Origin of the sequence: Actinomadura sp. 6N118, assembly GCF_044326415.1 — a bacterium.
Lineage (GTDB): Bacteria > Actinomycetota > Actinomycetes > Streptosporangiales > Streptosporangiaceae > Spirillospora.
The window spans coordinates 387,711-402,057 of record NZ_JBIRAZ010000006.1; the positions used below are offsets into that span (position 1 = coordinate 387,711).

14 protein-coding genes are annotated in these 14,347 nt (G+C 71.7%); 9 read left to right on the forward strand and 5 right to left on the reverse strand.

Going from position 1 to position 14,347, the window contains the following annotated elements; all coding sequences use genetic code 11:
- Positions 1–3 precede the first annotated feature (3 nt).
- Together ACH34W_RS18250 and ACH34W_RS18255 are read right to left on the reverse strand one after the other, a co-directional pair.
- The gene (locus ACH34W_RS18250; protein WP_395962092.1) at positions 4–1,791 is read right to left on the reverse strand and encodes a PEP-utilizing enzyme; all 1,788 of its coding nucleotides are present in this window, start codon (positions 1,789–1,791) and stop codon (positions 4–6) included.
- A complete protein-coding gene (locus ACH34W_RS18255) occupies positions 1,785–2,564 on the reverse strand; it encodes an SDR family NAD(P)-dependent oxidoreductase (RefSeq protein ID WP_395962093.1) in 780 nt (259 codons plus the stop codon). Before ACH34W_RS18255 ends, ACH34W_RS18250 begins: the two co-directional genes overlap by 7 nt.
- A gap of 316 nt (positions 2,565–2,880) precedes the next feature.
- Between ACH34W_RS18255 and ACH34W_RS18260 the strand changes: the two genes are divergently transcribed.
- The 6 genes from ACH34W_RS18260 to ACH34W_RS18285 are packed head-to-tail and all read left to right on the forward strand — an operon-like array spanning position 2,881 to position 7,522.
- Entirely contained in the window at positions 2,881–3,660 is a 780-nt protein-coding gene (locus ACH34W_RS18260) for an SDR family NAD(P)-dependent oxidoreductase (RefSeq protein ID WP_395962094.1), read from the forward strand.
- 9 nt (positions 3,661–3,669) lie between these two features.
- Positions 3,670–4,443, forward strand: coding sequence for a ThuA domain-containing protein (locus tag ACH34W_RS18265; RefSeq protein WP_395962095.1), 774 nt, complete (start codon positions 3,670–3,672; stop codon positions 4,441–4,443).
- A gap of 35 nt (positions 4,444–4,478) precedes the next feature.
- The gene (locus ACH34W_RS18270; RefSeq protein WP_395962096.1) at positions 4,479–5,894 is read left to right on the forward strand and encodes an SRPBCC family protein; all 1,416 of its coding nucleotides are present in this window, start codon (positions 4,479–4,481) and stop codon (positions 5,892–5,894) included.
- On the forward strand, positions 5,891–6,247 hold the full coding sequence (locus ACH34W_RS18275) for a 2Fe-2S iron-sulfur cluster-binding protein (protein ID WP_395962097.1): 357 nt from the start codon (positions 5,891–5,893) through the stop codon (positions 6,245–6,247). Before ACH34W_RS18270 ends, ACH34W_RS18275 begins: the two co-directional genes overlap by 4 nt.
- A 13-nt stretch (positions 6,248–6,260) precedes the next feature.
- Positions 6,261–6,503, forward strand: a complete 243-nt coding sequence (locus tag ACH34W_RS18280; RefSeq protein WP_395962098.1) for a hypothetical protein — start codon at positions 6,261–6,263, stop codon at positions 6,501–6,503.
- A 2-nt stretch (positions 6,504–6,505) separates the two neighbouring features.
- Positions 6,506–7,522 carry an NADP-dependent oxidoreductase gene (locus tag ACH34W_RS18285; protein ID WP_395962099.1) on the forward strand — a complete coding sequence of 339 codons (1,017 nt, stop codon included), beginning with the start codon at positions 6,506–6,508 and terminating at the stop codon, positions 7,520–7,522.
- A 59-nt stretch (positions 7,523–7,581) separates the two neighbouring features.
- Here ACH34W_RS18285 and ACH34W_RS18290 read toward each other — a convergent pair whose 3' ends face one another.
- The 3 genes from ACH34W_RS18290 to ACH34W_RS18300 all read right to left on the reverse strand — a co-directional run bounded on the left by ACH34W_RS18290 (position 7,582) and on the right by ACH34W_RS18300 (position 10,697).
- Positions 7,582–8,214, reverse strand: a complete 633-nt coding sequence (locus ACH34W_RS18290) for a histidine phosphatase family protein (protein WP_395962100.1) — start codon at positions 8,212–8,214, stop codon at positions 7,582–7,584.
- A 25-nt stretch (positions 8,215–8,239) separates the two neighbouring features.
- Positions 8,240–9,784, reverse strand: coding sequence for an AMP-binding protein (locus tag ACH34W_RS18295; RefSeq protein WP_395962101.1), 1,545 nt, complete (start codon positions 9,782–9,784; stop codon positions 8,240–8,242).
- Positions 9,785–9,857: 73 nt separating this feature from the next.
- Positions 9,858–10,697 (reverse strand): ThuA domain-containing protein, encoded by an 840-nt coding sequence (locus ACH34W_RS18300; RefSeq protein WP_395962102.1) that lies wholly within the window; start codon positions 10,695–10,697, stop codon positions 9,858–9,860.
- A 200-nt stretch (positions 10,698–10,897) separates the two neighbouring features.
- On the opposite strand from ACH34W_RS18300, the gene ACH34W_RS18305 reads away from it, so the two are divergent.
- The 3 genes from ACH34W_RS18305 to ACH34W_RS18315 are packed head-to-tail and all read left to right on the forward strand — an operon-like array spanning position 10,898 to position 14,344.
- Positions 10,898–11,932, forward strand: a complete 1,035-nt coding sequence (locus tag ACH34W_RS18305) for a thiamine pyrophosphate-dependent dehydrogenase E1 component subunit alpha (protein WP_395962103.1) — start codon at positions 10,898–10,900, stop codon at positions 11,930–11,932.
- The gene (locus tag ACH34W_RS18310) at positions 11,929–12,960 is read left to right on the forward strand and encodes an alpha-ketoacid dehydrogenase subunit beta (RefSeq protein WP_395962104.1); all 1,032 of its coding nucleotides are present in this window, start codon (positions 11,929–11,931) and stop codon (positions 12,958–12,960) included. Before ACH34W_RS18305 ends, ACH34W_RS18310 begins: the two co-directional genes overlap by 4 nt.
- A gap of 4 nt (positions 12,961–12,964) precedes the next feature.
- The gene (locus tag ACH34W_RS18315; protein WP_395962105.1) at positions 12,965–14,344 is read left to right on the forward strand and encodes a 2-oxo acid dehydrogenase subunit E2; all 1,380 of its coding nucleotides are present in this window, start codon (positions 12,965–12,967) and stop codon (positions 14,342–14,344) included.
- Positions 14,345–14,347 lie beyond the last annotated feature (3 nt).

The following is a 14,347-nucleotide window of genomic DNA, read 5'->3' on the forward strand; positions in this document are numbered from 1 at the left end:
CCTTCAAACCAGCGGGGCGCCGGTCGCCGGCTGGGGGGCCGGCGCGTCCACGGTGACCCGGCCGGTGTCGCCGTCCACCGTGACCAGCATCCCGTCGCGCAGGCGCTCGGTGGCGCCGGTCGCCGAGACGACGCAGGGCAGGTCCAGCTCACGGCAGACCACCACGGCGTGGCTGTTGGTGGCTCCGACGTCGACGACGACCGCGCCCGCCACCATGAACAGGGGCGTCCACGCGGCGTCCGACAGCGGCGCCACCAGGACCTCACCGGGTTGCAGCGCCGACAGGCCGGACAGGTCGCGAACGACGCGCACCCGGCCCTGGTAGGTGCCGTGCCCGCCGGGTACGCCGGTGAGCAGGTCGCCCTGCGCGAGCGCGGTGGCGACGGCCCTGTCGCGACGTGGCCAGGACGACAGGGGCGGCACCGCGCGGGAGATGATGAACGGCGGCTCGATCTCGTGGAGCGACCGGTGCTGCTCCAGCCGCCGTGCGATCACCTCGGCGAGGCCGTCCGAGTCGGTCAGATAGTCGTCCAGCTCCGACTCCAGCAGCATCATCACGTCCGACGGCTCGGCGAACCGGCCCGCCCGCACGCCGCGCCGGCCGAGCTCAAGGGCGGCCATGCGCACCTCGTTGATGAACGTGACGGCGTTGGTCTTGGTGCGTTCCCGGGCCGGCATGAACAGGTGCGCCGACCGCATCGCGGCCTCGAACCCGCCGAGGGCCTCCGGGTCGGCTTCCAGCGCCGCCCGCACCTCGCTCGCCGCCGTCTCCCGGCGCTGCCGCAGCCGCTCGTGCCGGACGTGCGGGGAGGCGTCCTCCGGTGAACGGCACAGCCTGTCCAGCAAGGCCGGCACGAGCGCCGGCTCGCTCTCCCAGGAGGGCGAGTGGATGTCCCACTCGTTGGGGCCGCGGCAGCCGAAGCGGTGCAGGAACCGGTCGAGCTCCTCGCCGAACACCGCGGCGTCCGAGCCCGGCTCGGCCGATTCCAACTCCGCGGCGAACGCCTTGGCACCCTCGTCCATCAGCGCTGTCAGCGCGGGGGAGGCGGCGATCCGCCGCCCCAGGTCCCACAGGGCGAACGAGGGGGCGGCCGAATCGACCTCGCCCCAGCCCGAGAGCAGTTCCAGCAGGAGGTCTTCGCGTCCGATCCCGGCCAGGATCTGCCCGATCACCGCGGGGGCGACGGTGGAGGCCAGCGTGCTGTAGTCGTGCCGGTAGAAGGCGTTGTCCAGCTCCGGCAGGAAGGAGCGCATCCGGGCGACCAGTTCGGCGTCGGACAGCCCCTCAAGGTCGGGCCGGGCGTCGCGGGCGGCCTGGGCCCTCTCGCGGTCAGCGTCGATCTCCGGGAACGCCTCGGCCGTCATCGCCCAGGCGATCCCGGCGCCGGCCTTCTCGGCGCATTCGGCGGACTGGTCGTCCGGGTGCGGCTCGTACGGCGGTACGTCCGGGTGGCTGCCCAGCAGCGCGGCGTCGAACGCCTCGACGGTGGAGCCCATCCGGATCGCCATGAGCCGCATGTGCGACAGGTTGAGGTAGAAGTAGCCGCCGAACATCCCGGCGACCTGCGGCCGGTCGGCGTCCAGCTCGTGCGGGAGGTCGACCCCGAAGTCGATGAACCCGCGCCGCCAGCCCTTGAGCAGGCCCTGCTCGAACACCAGCGTCCAGCCGAGCGGGCTGGCCGGGTCGGGGAGGACCTCGCCTGCGTTGGCGCGGGTGTAGTGCGGCAGCCGCTCGCTGACCCGCCAGTCGGTGACGAAGGAGTCGGCGGTCTCTTCAGGGCGCGTCACCATGCGGAGGTCCCCCCGTCCACGTTGACCAGCGCGCCGGTGATGCCCGCGCCGGTCTCACCGGCGAGCAGCACCGCCATGGCGGCCACCTGCTCCACGGTGTTCAGTTTCTTGATCATGGATTCCTGGGCGTACCCGTCCAGGAACTGCTCGTAGGTGATGCCCTGGGCCTCGGCGGCGACCGGTCCGGCCTCCTTCATCAGGTCGGTCTCCACTGCCCCCGGGCAGATGGCGTTGCTGGTGACGCCCATCGGCCCGTACTCGAACGCGACCGCCTTGGTGAAGCCGTTGATGGCGTGCTTGTTGGTGATGTAGTGGCTGATCGCCGCCTTGGTGGCCTGCTTGCCCTCCACGGAGGAGATGTTGATGATCCGGCCGTGGGAGGCCGCGACCATGTGGCGCAGGGCCCGGCGGGTGCCCCAGAAGGTCGCGTTGAGGTTGAGGGCCAGGGCGTTGTCCCACGCCTCGTCGCCGAGCTCGTGGACGAGTGCGAAGCCATCGGAGCCGCCGGCGTTGTTGACCATGATGTCCAGCCGCCCGTAGAGGCGGGCCGCGAAGTCGACCAGGTCCTCGACCTGTTCCCGGACGCGCACGTCACAGCGCTGGAAGGCGGCGTCGTCGCCCGCGTCGAGCTCGTCGAGCGCCTGCTTGCCCTTGTCCTCCGACCGGCCGCCCATGACGACCTTGGCGCCCTGGGCCGCGAACGCCCGGGCGATGCCGAAGCCGATTCCCCGGGTGCCCCCGGTGATGACGGCGACCTGTCCTTGTAGTTGCACGGATGGCTCCCTAGCGGTGCGGTGAGCGGCGACGGTTCTCCACGTCGGGCGCGGGGACGGTTCTCCACGTCGGGCGGAATGTGCGGGGCGCGTCGGCGATGAGTATGACCTCAGTCACAACGACTGTGCAACGGTTTGAAGCACTAGAAACTAAATCCAGTATCTAGTTACTGATCGAGAATTCGTCGCGTTGACCTGTGAGGACTGCCGTTCGCGGAACGGTGAAGACTGAGATCGAGTGCATGAACTTGTGGGGCTGGACGTCTGCCCCGCTAGTTACTAGAGTCTCTCATAAGTAACTAGCGAGGAGGCGACGATGGATCTCGGACTGGCCGGCCGCAGGGCGCTGGTGACCGGGGCGAGCCGTGGCATCGGCCGCGCCATCGCCGAGGCCCTAGCCGCGGAGGGATGCTCGCTGGCCCTGTGCGCCCGGGGGCCCGAGGACCTGGACAAGGCGCGCGCCGAGCTTGAGGCGGGCCCTCTCCAGCGTCATGGCGCCGCGATCGTGGCCGAGGCCGTGGACGTGAGCGACGTCGCGGCGCTCAGAGGCTTCGTGGACACCGCGGCCGATCGGCTCGGCGGCCTCGACATCGTGGTGTCCAACGTGTCGGCCGGCAACACCAAGGGCGAGGATGCCTGGGAGCAGAGCTTCCGCGCCGACCTGCTGGCTTTCGCCGAGCTCGCTGCGGCCGCCGTGCCGCATCTCGAGCGCAGCGATTCGGCCGCCATCGTGGCGATCGGCACGACCAACGCCTCCGACACCGCCCGCCCGGCCGGTCCCACCCCGTACTCGGCGGTCAAGGCGGCGGTCGTGCAACACGCCTCCGCCCTGGCGCACTCGCTCGCCCCCAAGGGCATCCGGGTCAACACCGTCTCGCCGGGGCCGATCGACTTTCCCGGCGGCCCGTGGGAGCAGATCAGGCAGGCGAGGCCCGCGGTGTACGAGGAAGTGCTGGGCAAGCTGCCGATCGGCCGGTACGGAGCCGCCGAGGACGTGGCCAACGCGGTGGCCTTCCTGGCCAGCCCCCGGGCCGCCTTCGTGGTCGGGGCGAACTTCGTGGTCGACGGCGGGCTCCTCACCCGCGTCCAGTACTAGGACGGCCCGGTGGGTCCCGGCGGCAGGCTCGACGCGGTCCTGGTGTGCGGCGGGCGCTGGCACGACTTCGACCACGCCCGGCTCCGCCTGCTGGCGGAGCTGGCGCGGCACGAACGCGTGCGCACCAGGGTCTTCGAGGACTACGGCTTCGGCGGAGCCCTGAACGCGCCCCTGGACACGGCGGACCTCCTGGTCACCTACACCTGCGACGTGCGGCCGACGCCCTCGCAGCAGGACGCCCTCACCGAGTTCGTCGCGCGTGGGGGCCGCTGGCTCGCGCTGCACGGCACCAACGCGGCCATCGACGCCCCGCCGGACGGCGGCCCTCGCATCTTCCGCACACCTCCGGAGTTCGGGCAGGTCGAGACGGTGCTGGGCAGCCGCTTTCTGGGGCATCCCAAGATCGTCCCCTACCGCGTCGAGGTCACCGACCCGGCGCATCCCCTGGTGGCGGGCATCGAGCCCTTCGAGGTGCGAGACGAGCTGTACGTCAGCAGGTTGCACGGGCCGCTCCAGATCCTGCTGCACACCACCTTCGACGGGCCGTGCCCGGGCTTCGAGGAGGGCCATCACCATGGCGATCCGCTGCGGCCCGTCCTCTACCTGCGGCGACATGGGGCCGGCACGGTCTGCTACCTCACCCTCGGGCACTGCCGGGGCCGGTTCGACGTGCAGGACCTCGGCGTGGACGACACCGGGCGGACCGACCGGGGGAGCTGGGACGTCCCGCAGTTCCAGACGGTGCTCGCCCGGTGCGTCGACTGGATGGCCACTACTTACTAGAATCAATCTATAGTTGTTTCGGCGAAGGAGAACCGATGAACACTCCGCAGGCGCCGGGCTCGGCCCGCTGCCCCGGGCCGAGCGTCCAGGACTATCTCGACCGGGACAGCCGCCCGGTGCCCGCGGTGCTGCGCTACGAAGCCAATGACTTTCTTGGCAGCGAGGACATCGACGTCGAGCGGTTCGTCTCCCCCGAGTGGGCCCGGCTGGAGCAAGAGCGGCTCTGGCGGCGGGTCTGGCAGTTCGCCTGCCTGGAGGACGAGATCCCCGAGGTCGGCGACCACGAGGTCTACGAGATCGGCACTGACTCGGTCCTTATCGTGCGCACCCGGCCCGACGAGCACGGCAGGGACATCCGCGCGTTCGTCAACGTCTGCCTGCACCGCGGCCGCAAGCTGCGCACCGAGGGCGGCAACGTGCCGGAGTTCCGCTGCCCGTTCCACGGCTTCACCTGGAACCTGGACGGCTCGCTGAAGAACCTGCCCTGCGCCTGGGACTTCCCGCACGTGGAGCCGGAGAAGTTCACCCTGCCCGAGGTGCGGGTGGACACCTGGCGGGGGTTCGTGTTCATCAACATGGACACCGCCGCCGAGCCGCTGGCCGACTTCCTGGGCACGTTCCCCGAGTACTTCGTCTGGCCGCTGGAGGACCGCTACAAGGCGCTGCACATCGCCAAGGTCCTTCCGTGCAACTGGAAGGTGGCCCAGGACGCGTTCATCGAGTCCTTCCACGTCATCGCGACGCATCCGCAGCTGCTGCCCTGGCTGGCCGACGCCAACTCCCAGTACGACGCCACCGCCGACCAGCCCAACTGGAGCCGGATGATCAACGTGCAGGGCGCGCCCAGCCCGCACGTCGCCGGCACGGTGACCGAGCAGGACGTGCTGGAGACGTTCTACTTCTCCCGCTCGTTCTACGCCGCCTCCCAGGGCCGCGACCTGCAGGTGGCGGACGGGGAGATGCCCCAGGTCCCGGAGGGCGGCACCGCCCGCGCGGTGCTGGCCGAGCAGATGCGCACGCAGCTCGCCGCGGCGACCGGGCGGGACCACTCCGCGACATCCGACAGCGAGCTGCTCGACGCCGTTCACCATCTGGTGTTCCCCAACTTCCACCCGTGGGGCGGCGTGAAGAGCAACATCGTCTACCGGTTCCGGCCCCACGGGCTGGACCCGGACTCCTGCATCGCGGAGATCATCTACATGTCCGCCTACCCGCCGGAGGGGCCGAAGCCGAAGCCCGCCAAGATCCGCTGGGTGCCGGATGACGCGCTGTTCGCCGACATCCCCGAGCTCGGCCTGGTCGGCCCGGTCTTCGACCAGGACATCGAGAACCTGCCGCATGTGCAGACGGGCCTGAAGTCCCTGCGCAAGCCCGGCATCACGCTGAGCAACTACCAGGAAAGCCGCGTCCGGCACTTCAACCGCACTCTGGACGCCTGGATGGAAAGGTGACCGGGACGCTGGACGGAAAGGTGACCAGGACGGTCGTCGTCCAGCCGGCCGGGCTGGAGATCGTGGTCGAGGACGGCGAGTCGCTGATGCGGGCCGCCGAACGCCAGGGCTACCGGTGGCCGACCATCTGCGGCGGCCAGGGCACGTGCCGCACCTGCTTCGTGCAGGTGGACGACGGCCTGGCGCACTGCTCGGGGATCGGCGGGCTGGAGCGGGAGGGCATCGCGGCGCTGCGCAGGCCGGTCGACGGGCGCACCAGGCTGGCCTGCCAGCTGCGCGTCACCGGCGGGCCCGTGACCGTGACCAAACGCGGCGTACGCCGCCGGACCGAGGGGGAACAAGGTGTCGGCTGACGAGGAGAACAAGGTGTCGGCTGACAGGGAGAACAGGGTGTCGGCTGGCAAGGAGGTCGTCCACCCGCTGACCAAGCAGGTGTACCGGCTCACCTCAGAGGGCCTGGTCGAGGTGTACGACCCGGCCACCGGCCTGCGGGGCCTGTTCGACGAGCGAGCACAGTGGCAGTCCGGCGAGCTGCGCCACGCAGACATGCAGGTCGCCGGGTGGGTCGGGCGGCTGGCCAAGCGCAACCCTCTCCCCCAGGAGCCGTGACCGTGCCGCGCACCCGCGTGGTGTGCCTGGTGCGGCGCCCCGACGGTGATCCGGTCCCTGAGGACTTCGCCGTGGAGGAGCGGCCGTTGCCCGAGCCCGGCGAGGGGCAGCTTCTGGTGCGCAACGTCTACATGAGCGTCGACCCGTCCATGCGCGGGCGGCTGGAGGCCACCGAGAAGCACTACACGCACAACTTCCGGCCCGGCGAGCCGCTGGACGGACGCGCGATCGGCGAGGTGATCGTCGCCCGCGTGCCCGGCATCGAGCCGGGCGCGTACGTGCGTCACCATCTCGGCTGGCGGGAGCACTCGGTGGTGGACGCCGTGGACGCGTCCACCGTGGACGTGTCGGTCGCGCCGCCGCGGACATGGCTGGGCGTGCTCGGCTCGACCGGCTTCACCGCCTACGTCGGGCTGGTGCGGGCCGGTGAGCTGCGGGCCGGTGACACGGTGTTCGTCTCCGCCGCGGCCGGCGCGGTGGGCAGCGCGGCCGGCCAGTTCGCCCGGCTGCTGGGCGCCGGACGGGTCGTCGGCAGCGCGGGCGGCGAGCGCAAGCGCGGTCTGGTCGTCGAGGAGTTCGGTTACGACGCCGCGTTCGACTACCGGGCGGAACGGCCGCAGGACGCGCTGGCCCGGCTGGCGCCGGGCGGCGTCGACCTCTATTTCGACAACGTCGGCGGAGTCCAGCTCGTGGCGGCCCTGCACGCCCTGCGGCAGGGCGGCCGGGTCGCGCTGTGCGGCATGGTCTCCCAGTACGGCGACCGGCGCGACCAGCAGGACCTTCAGCACCTCGTTCAGGCCGTCCTCAAGCGCCTGACCCTGCGGGGATTCATCGTCCGCGACCACGAGGACCTGCGGCCGGAGTTCGAGCGGCGGGCCGCGGGCTGGCTCGCCACGGGCGAACTGGTCGCCTGCGAGACCGTCGTCGAGGGGCTGGACAACGCCGCCGGGGCGCTTCTGTCGATGCTGCGCGGTGCCAACGTGGGAAAGATGCTCGTCCAAGTCGGCGAGGAGCGCTGACCCGCCCCGGAACACGACCCGGGGCAGGAGCCGGATCACGAACCGGGGCGGGAGTCAGATCAGGAGCCGGGGACGGGGACGGGTTCGGCGGCCGGGACGCGCCGGTCGGCGACCAGGTGGGCGGTCTCGTTCACCGACTCCACGACCACCCGGCCCGCAGGTACCCGGCGGACTCGTGACACCGAGGTGTAGCCCGGGTGGAACCAGAAGACGCGGGGCGCGCCGATCACCATCGCGAGATAGGCGTTGATCAGTCCACCATGCGAGACCACCACGACCCGGCCGCCCGGATGCGCGTCCATGATCTGGTTCATCACCCGGCTGATCCGCCCGCGGAAGGCGGGCAGGTCCAGCTCCGGCACGAAGTCCTCGAACCGTCCCTCGGCGAGGGCGACGGCCCGCGGATCTCCCGGGTCGAACTCCTCGAGTGGCGTGTAGACCACGGGCTGGACGGTCTCGCCGTCCCATTCCCGCAGGTCGTCCAGCACGTCGGCGATCATGCCCAGCCGCCGTTCGACGGGCGCGGCGGTGTCGCGGGCGCGCTGGTAGGGGCTCGTGCAGACCGCGTCGACACGTTCACCGGTCAGCCAGCCGGCCAGCCGCTCGGCCTGTGCGACGCCGGTCTGCGAAAGCCCCGGATCCATCACCCCACCCTCCGGCAGTGCGTGCCTCACGAGTAGCAGCTCGGTCATGCGTTTTTGTTTCTCCTATCCGGGGTCAGCCTGCGATGGTCCGCTCGGATGCCCAGTACGGGCGGCGCAGCGCGCGCTTGTCGAGCTTGCCCATGGCATTGCGGGGCAGTTCCTCTACGAATTCGTATGTCCTGGGGCATTTGTAGGCGGCCAACCGTTCCCTGCAGTGCGCGTCGAGAGCTGTGGGGGAGAGGGCCGGGTCACTTGGCACCACCAGTGCCCGCAGCGCCTCCCCCATGTCGGGGTCGGGGACCCCGATCACCGCTACATCGGCAACACCGGGATGTTGGGCGAGTACCGCCTCGCATTCGGCCGGGTAGAGGTTGACGCCGCCGGAGACCACCATGTCCGCGGAGCGGTCGGTGATGTGGATGTAGCCGTCCTCGTCGACGTATCCGATGTCGCCCAGGGTGAACAGGCCCGGCGCCAGGTACGCCGCGCGGGTTTTGGCCTCGTCGGCGTGGTAGCGGACGCCGTGCCCGTCAGGTGCGCGGAAGGCGAGCCTGCCGATCTCGCCCCGGGGGAGAGGGCGCGCGTCCTGGTTCACCACGACAGCCTCGAACGGCGGGACGGCGCGGCCGACCGAGCCGGGATGCGCCAGCCACTCACGGCTGTCGATCCTGGCGACAGTGCCGACCTCGCTGGCCCCATAGGACTCCATCAGCACCGGTCCGAACCACTCGATCATCGCTCGCTTGACGTCGGGCGGGCAGGCCGAGCCGGTATGCGCGACCAGCCGCAGGCTGGAGACGTCGTGGCGGGCGCGCTCGGCCTCCGGAAGCGCCAGCAGCCGCTGGAAATGCGTGGGGACCATGACCGAGGAGGTGACACGCCATTCGTCGATACGGCTCAGGCACCGCTGGGCGTCGAACCTTCCGAGCACGACTACCGGCTGGCCGGACACCAGGTGGCGCAGCGCGGTGAGCGGCCCGTTGTGCTGGAGCGGACCTACGACCAGATGGGGCCCGTCCGGGAAATTCGACCCCGCGGAGATCGCGGTCAGGTAGTCGGCGGCGGTCCGGTCTCGCGGGTCGGCCCAGCGGACCTCGGTCCCGCGGGCGCGGCCGGTCGTGCCGGAGGTGTAGACGAGCGGTGGCCGCGCCGGGCGCCCATCGGGCACGGGGCGTACGGGCGCAGAGCACCAGTCGTCCCAGGCGACGACGGGGCCGTCGGCTTGACCGGCCCGCGAGCCCTGCACCGCCACGGCGCGTAGCCCCAGCTCGGCTCCGGCGCGGACGGCGGCCTCGCGGCCCGTCGGGCCGGTGACGGCCGCGACCACCCCGGCGTCGGCGAACTGGTCGGCCATCTCACGGGCGGTGAGCTGGCGTGAGGTCGCGACGGTGCCCACTCCGGCCAGCAGCCCGGCGGCGTGCGCCACGAGCGTGGCGGTGGTGTTCTCACCGATCACCGCGACGCGCTCGCCGGCTCCGGGGGCCAGGCCGAGCAGGACACCGGCGACCCGCTCCACCTGGTCGGCGAACCGGCTCCACGTCAGCGTCACGCTGTCGTCGGCCAGCGCCGGCGCGTCCGGTGCCGTGCGGGCGCGCTCGGCGATCACTTTCCGGGACACCGGACTCCTTCCCGGCGGCCTCCGGGGCCACCGACGTTCTTTGGCTTGCGGGCCTTACGGAGGCTTGCGGGGATCACGGGGAAGGGTCGACGGGCGCCGGATGCCCGGCGGCCCATTGGTGTGCGGCCTTCGAGGCCACCCAGGCGATGGCGTTGCCGAGCAGGCGCCGGTACGGGGGGAGGGCGAACGTGGCGGCGGAGTCGCCCGGCTGGAGCATCACCAGAGGGCTGCGCCCGGCCACGGTCGCCCAGCCGATGAGATCGGACGGCGGCGGGTGGCCCGTGCAGTCGGGGGCCGCCTCCTCCCCGTGCAGCACATGCTCGTACGTGCGCACGAACAGCGCCGGATCGAGATCGGCGTCGGCGCGGAGCAGCGGGACGACCTCGGATGCGAAGACCGGGCAGCAGTACAGCTCGTCGTCCAGCTCGAAGTCGCCGACGCCCGCGCACACGGGGTGGTCGGGGGCGGCCACGCGGGCGGTGTATCGGGTGAGCCGGGTCCCCGAGGACGGCCAGTCCTTGCCGCGCAACCGTCCGGGGGCGTAGTGGAAACGTCCGCCCAGCGCGTTCGCCCAGCCCTCCCAGCCCGGCCATCCGGCCAGCGCGTGATGCAGCATGACCAGGCCCTGCCCTTGGTTGAGCAGTTCCGCCAGCGTCCGGGCGGTGGTGGGGTCGGGGCCGGACGGCTCCGGGGCCCGGCCGCGTTCGAGACGCAGGCCGGGCAGGTCGTGGCAGACGACGGCGTCGAAGGCGTCCGCATGCCGGGGGCTCAGCCAGCCCTGCGCGGACGGTTGCACGGCGTGGGCCCATGCCCAGGCGCGCTCGGCGCAGACCGCGTCCATCATGGCGCCGAACGCGTCGAGATCGACGCGATGGCCGCCGGTGATGGCGAGGATCCGCCGTGCGCCTGCCATGGCCCCTCCTCGTCGGACGGCGTGCCGGCCACTCCGGCCGCGCGAAGTAACTGTATTCAGTGTTAACAAACTTGGACAAGGCTCTGGACAAGACTTACTGAAGTCGACTACAAAAAAGTCAGGGCTGTCCGCCCACTCCGCACGACGCGCGCCTCTCGCGCCGCCGGGCCGGGGCCACCCCGCGTGAGGAGCTTCCACCAGTGCCACCAGCAACGACCGACCCCCTGACAGGGCAGGCGCCGCCAGCCGAGGTGACCCGGGACGTCCATGAGCGCATGGTCCGCATCCGGCTGTTCGAGACCGAGGCGGGCCGGCTGATGGAGGCCGGCCGCCTGCCCGGCTTCCTGCACCTGTACGTGGGGCAGGAGGCGGTGGCGGCCGGGGTGATGAGCGCGCTCGCCGACACCGACCAGATCACCTCGACGCACCGCGGTCACGGGCACGCGGTCGCCAAGGGCGCGCGGTTCCGCGAGATGTACGCCGAGCTGTTCGGCAAGGCCACGGGCTACTGCCACGGCCACGGCGGCAGCATGCACATCAACGACCTGTCCATCGGGATGCTCGGCGCCAACGGCATCGTCGGCGCGGGCATCCCGATCGCGGTGGGCGCCGCCTTCGCCAGCGTCTACCGCGACGACGGCGGGGTCGCGGTCGCCTTCTTCGGCGACGGCGCCAGCAACATCGGGGCCTTCCACGAGGCGGTCAACATGGCCGCCGTGCTGCGGCTGCCGGTGGTCTTCGTCTGTGAGAACAACGGCTACGCCGAGTTCACCGCCCAGGCCGGCCACATGCTGCTGACCGACGTCGCCGACCGCGCGGACGCCTACGGCATCGCCAAGGAGATCGTGGACGGGATGGACGCCGTCGCGGTGCACCTGGCCGCCCGGCGCGCCGTCGACCGCGCCCGCTCCGGCGGCGGCCCCACCCTGCTGGAGGCCAAGACCTACCGCTATTACGACCACCAGGGGGTCAAGGGCCTGCGCATCCCGTACCGCCCGCAGGAGGAGATCGACGCCTGGAAGGCGCGCGACGCCATCGACGCCCTGGAGTCCTGGCTGGTCGAGCACGGGCGCGCCACCCGCGAGGACCTTGAGGCCGTTTGGGACAGGACCCGGCGGGAGATCGCCGAAGCGATCGAGTACGCCGAGCGCAGTCCCGACCCCGATCCGGACACCGACCTGCTCCGCGACGTCTACACGACGTACACCACTGACACCACGGGGAACGCCTCATGACCACCCTCTCGGCGGGCAGTGCTGCCCCCGCCGCCGCACCCGTCGTCACGCGTCAGCTCAGCTACGTCAAGGCGTTCAACGAGGGCCTGGCGCAGGCGATGCGAGAGGACGCCGACGTCTTCGTCGCCGGGGAGGACGTGGCCGGCTACGGCGGCGTCTTCCACATGTTCGACGGCCTGCTCGGCGAGTTCGGGCCGCGCCGCGTCGTGGACACCCCGATCGCCGAGATGGCGCTGGTCGGGCTGGGCGTGGGCGCGGCGGCCCGCGGCCTGCGGCCGGTGATCGACCTGATGTTCATGGACTTCCTCGGCGTCTGCCTCGACCAAGTGGTCAACCAGGCGGCCAAGATGAAGTACATGTACGGCGGCGCCGTCTCGGTCCCGCTGACCATCACCACCGCCTCGGGCGCCGGCCTGGGTGCGGCGGCACAGCACAGCCAGAGCCTGGAGGCGTGGCTGGCGCACATCCCGGGTCTCAAGGTGTGCATGCCCGCCACCCCCTACGACGCCAAAGGGCTCATCGTCGCCGCCGTCCGCGACGGCGACCCGGTGGTGGTGATGCTGAACAAGGTCCTGCTCGGCGCCAAGGGCGAGGTACCCGAGGAGATCTACGAGGTGCCGCTGGGCAAGGCCGACGTGGTGCGCGGCGGAGACGACGTCACCATCGTCACCGTCGGCCGGATGCGGGACGAGGCCGTCAAGGCCGCCGAGGAACTGGCCCGGACCGGCGTCCAGGCGGAGGTGATCGACCTGCGCACCGTGCAGCCGCTGGACATCGGCACGGTGCTGGAGTCGGTGCGCAAGACCAACCGCGTGCTCGTCACCCACGAGGCCGTGACGTTCGGGGGTATCGGCGCGGAGATCGCCGCACAGATCCAGGACCAGGTGTTCGACCATCTCGACGCCCCGGTTCTCCGGCTCGGCGCCCCGTTCTCGCCGGTGCCGTTCGCCCCCGTGCTGGAAAAGGCGTACGTGCCGGACGCCGAGCGGATCGCCGCCGGCTGCCGCCGCCTCCTTGAGCGGAAGTGACCGCATGGCGACCGAGGTGCTGCTGCCCAAACTGGGCCTGACCATGCAGGAAGGCACGATCGAGGAGTGGCTCGCCGCGCCGGGCGATCCGGTGCGGGTGGGTGACCCGCTGCTGCGCATGACCACCGACAAGGTGGACATCGACGTGGAGGCGGAGGGTGAGGGCGTCTTCCACCCGGCCGTGGAGGTCGGTGTCACGCTGGCCCCCGGCACGGTCATCGGCTGGCTGCTGGCCGGCGGCGAACCGATCCCGGCGTCGCCGACCCCGGCCTCGGGGACCCTGGACTCGGCCGTGCCACCGCTCGCCCAGGACCCGCAGGAGCCACAGGACTCCGTCACGGTGCAGGTGGGGAGGTTGTTCGCCTCACCCAACGCCCGCCGGGTCGCGGCCGCCCACGGCGTGGACCTGGCCGCGCTGCGCGGCACCGGGCCCGGGGGCCGGGTGGTCTCCGAGGACGTCGAGGACTACGTGGCCGCCCAGGCGGACGCCCCCGCCCCACAGGCCGACGGCGCCGTGGTGTCCGGGCCGCTCGTACGCCGCTACGCCAGCGAACGCGGCGTCGACCTGGCCGCCGTCAACGGCACCGGCGTAGGCGGGCGCGTCCGGCGCGCCGACATCGACGCCGCCGTGATCGACGCCGCCGTGGCCGACGCCGCCGTGGCCGAGGCTGCCACCGGCCCCACGGCGACGGGCACACGCGTCATCCCGTTCAAGGGAATGCGCGGGGCCATCGCCAAGCGCATGCACGCCAGCCTTCAGGAGATGGCCCAGCTCACCCACGGCTACGAGGTCTGCATGGACGGCGTCGCCGACCTGCGCGCCCGGCTCAAGGAGGAGTGGGCCGGCACCGGCCAGCCCGTGCCGACCCTCAACGACTTCGTCGTGCGGGCGGCGTCGCTGGCCCTGCGCGAGCATCCCCTGCTGAACGCCACCGTCCGCGACGACGGCGTCCACCTGCTGGAGGAGATCCACGTCGGGCTGGCCGTGGCGGTTCCGGACGGCCTGATCGTCCCGGTGATCAGGGACGCCGCCGGCCGTTCGCTGGCCGGGCTGGCCGGGATCACCCGCGAGCTGGCCGGCGCCGCCCGGGCCGGCACGCTGCGCCTGGACCAGCTCGAAGGCGCCACGTTCGTGGTGACCTCGCTCGGCAGTTACGGCGTCGACATGTTCACCCCGGTGATCTATCCGGGCAATGTCGCGATCCTGGGGGTCGGACGGCTGCGGGACGGGGTGGCCTGGGAGGGTGACCGGCCGCTGCGCACGCGGGTGCTCACGCTGAGCCTGACGTTCGACCACCGGGCGGTGGACGGTGCCCCGGCCGCCGAGTACCTGCGCACGATCGACCGGCTCCTGCGGCAACCGCTGCGCCTGCTCGCCGGGTGACCT

Excerpts from the sequence above, each read along its gene's own strand:
- ACH34W_RS18250 (WP_395962092.1), bottom strand. The coding sequence starts at position 1,791 with ATGGTGACGCGCCCTGAAGAGACCGCCGACTCCTTCGTCACCGACTGG.
- ACH34W_RS18260 (WP_395962094.1), top strand. The coding sequence starts at position 2,881 with ATGGATCTCGGACTGGCCGGCCGCAGGGCGCTGGTGACCGGGGCGAGC.
- ACH34W_RS18270 (WP_395962096.1), top strand. The coding sequence starts at position 4,479 with ATGAACACTCCGCAGGCGCCGGGCTCGGCCCGCTGCCCCGGGCCGAGC.
- ACH34W_RS18290 (WP_395962100.1), bottom strand. The coding sequence starts at position 8,214 with ATGACCGAGCTGCTACTCGTGAGGCACGCACTGCCGGAGGGTGGGGTG.
- ACH34W_RS18300 (WP_395962102.1), bottom strand. The coding sequence starts at position 10,697 with ATGGCAGGCGCACGGCGGATCCTCGCCATCACCGGCGGCCATCGCGTC.
- ACH34W_RS18310 (WP_395962104.1), top strand. The coding sequence starts at position 11,929 with ATGACCACCCTCTCGGCGGGCAGTGCTGCCCCCGCCGCCGCACCCGTC.
- ACH34W_RS18315 (WP_395962105.1), top strand. The coding sequence starts at position 12,965 with ATGGCGACCGAGGTGCTGCTGCCCAAACTGGGCCTGACCATGCAGGAA.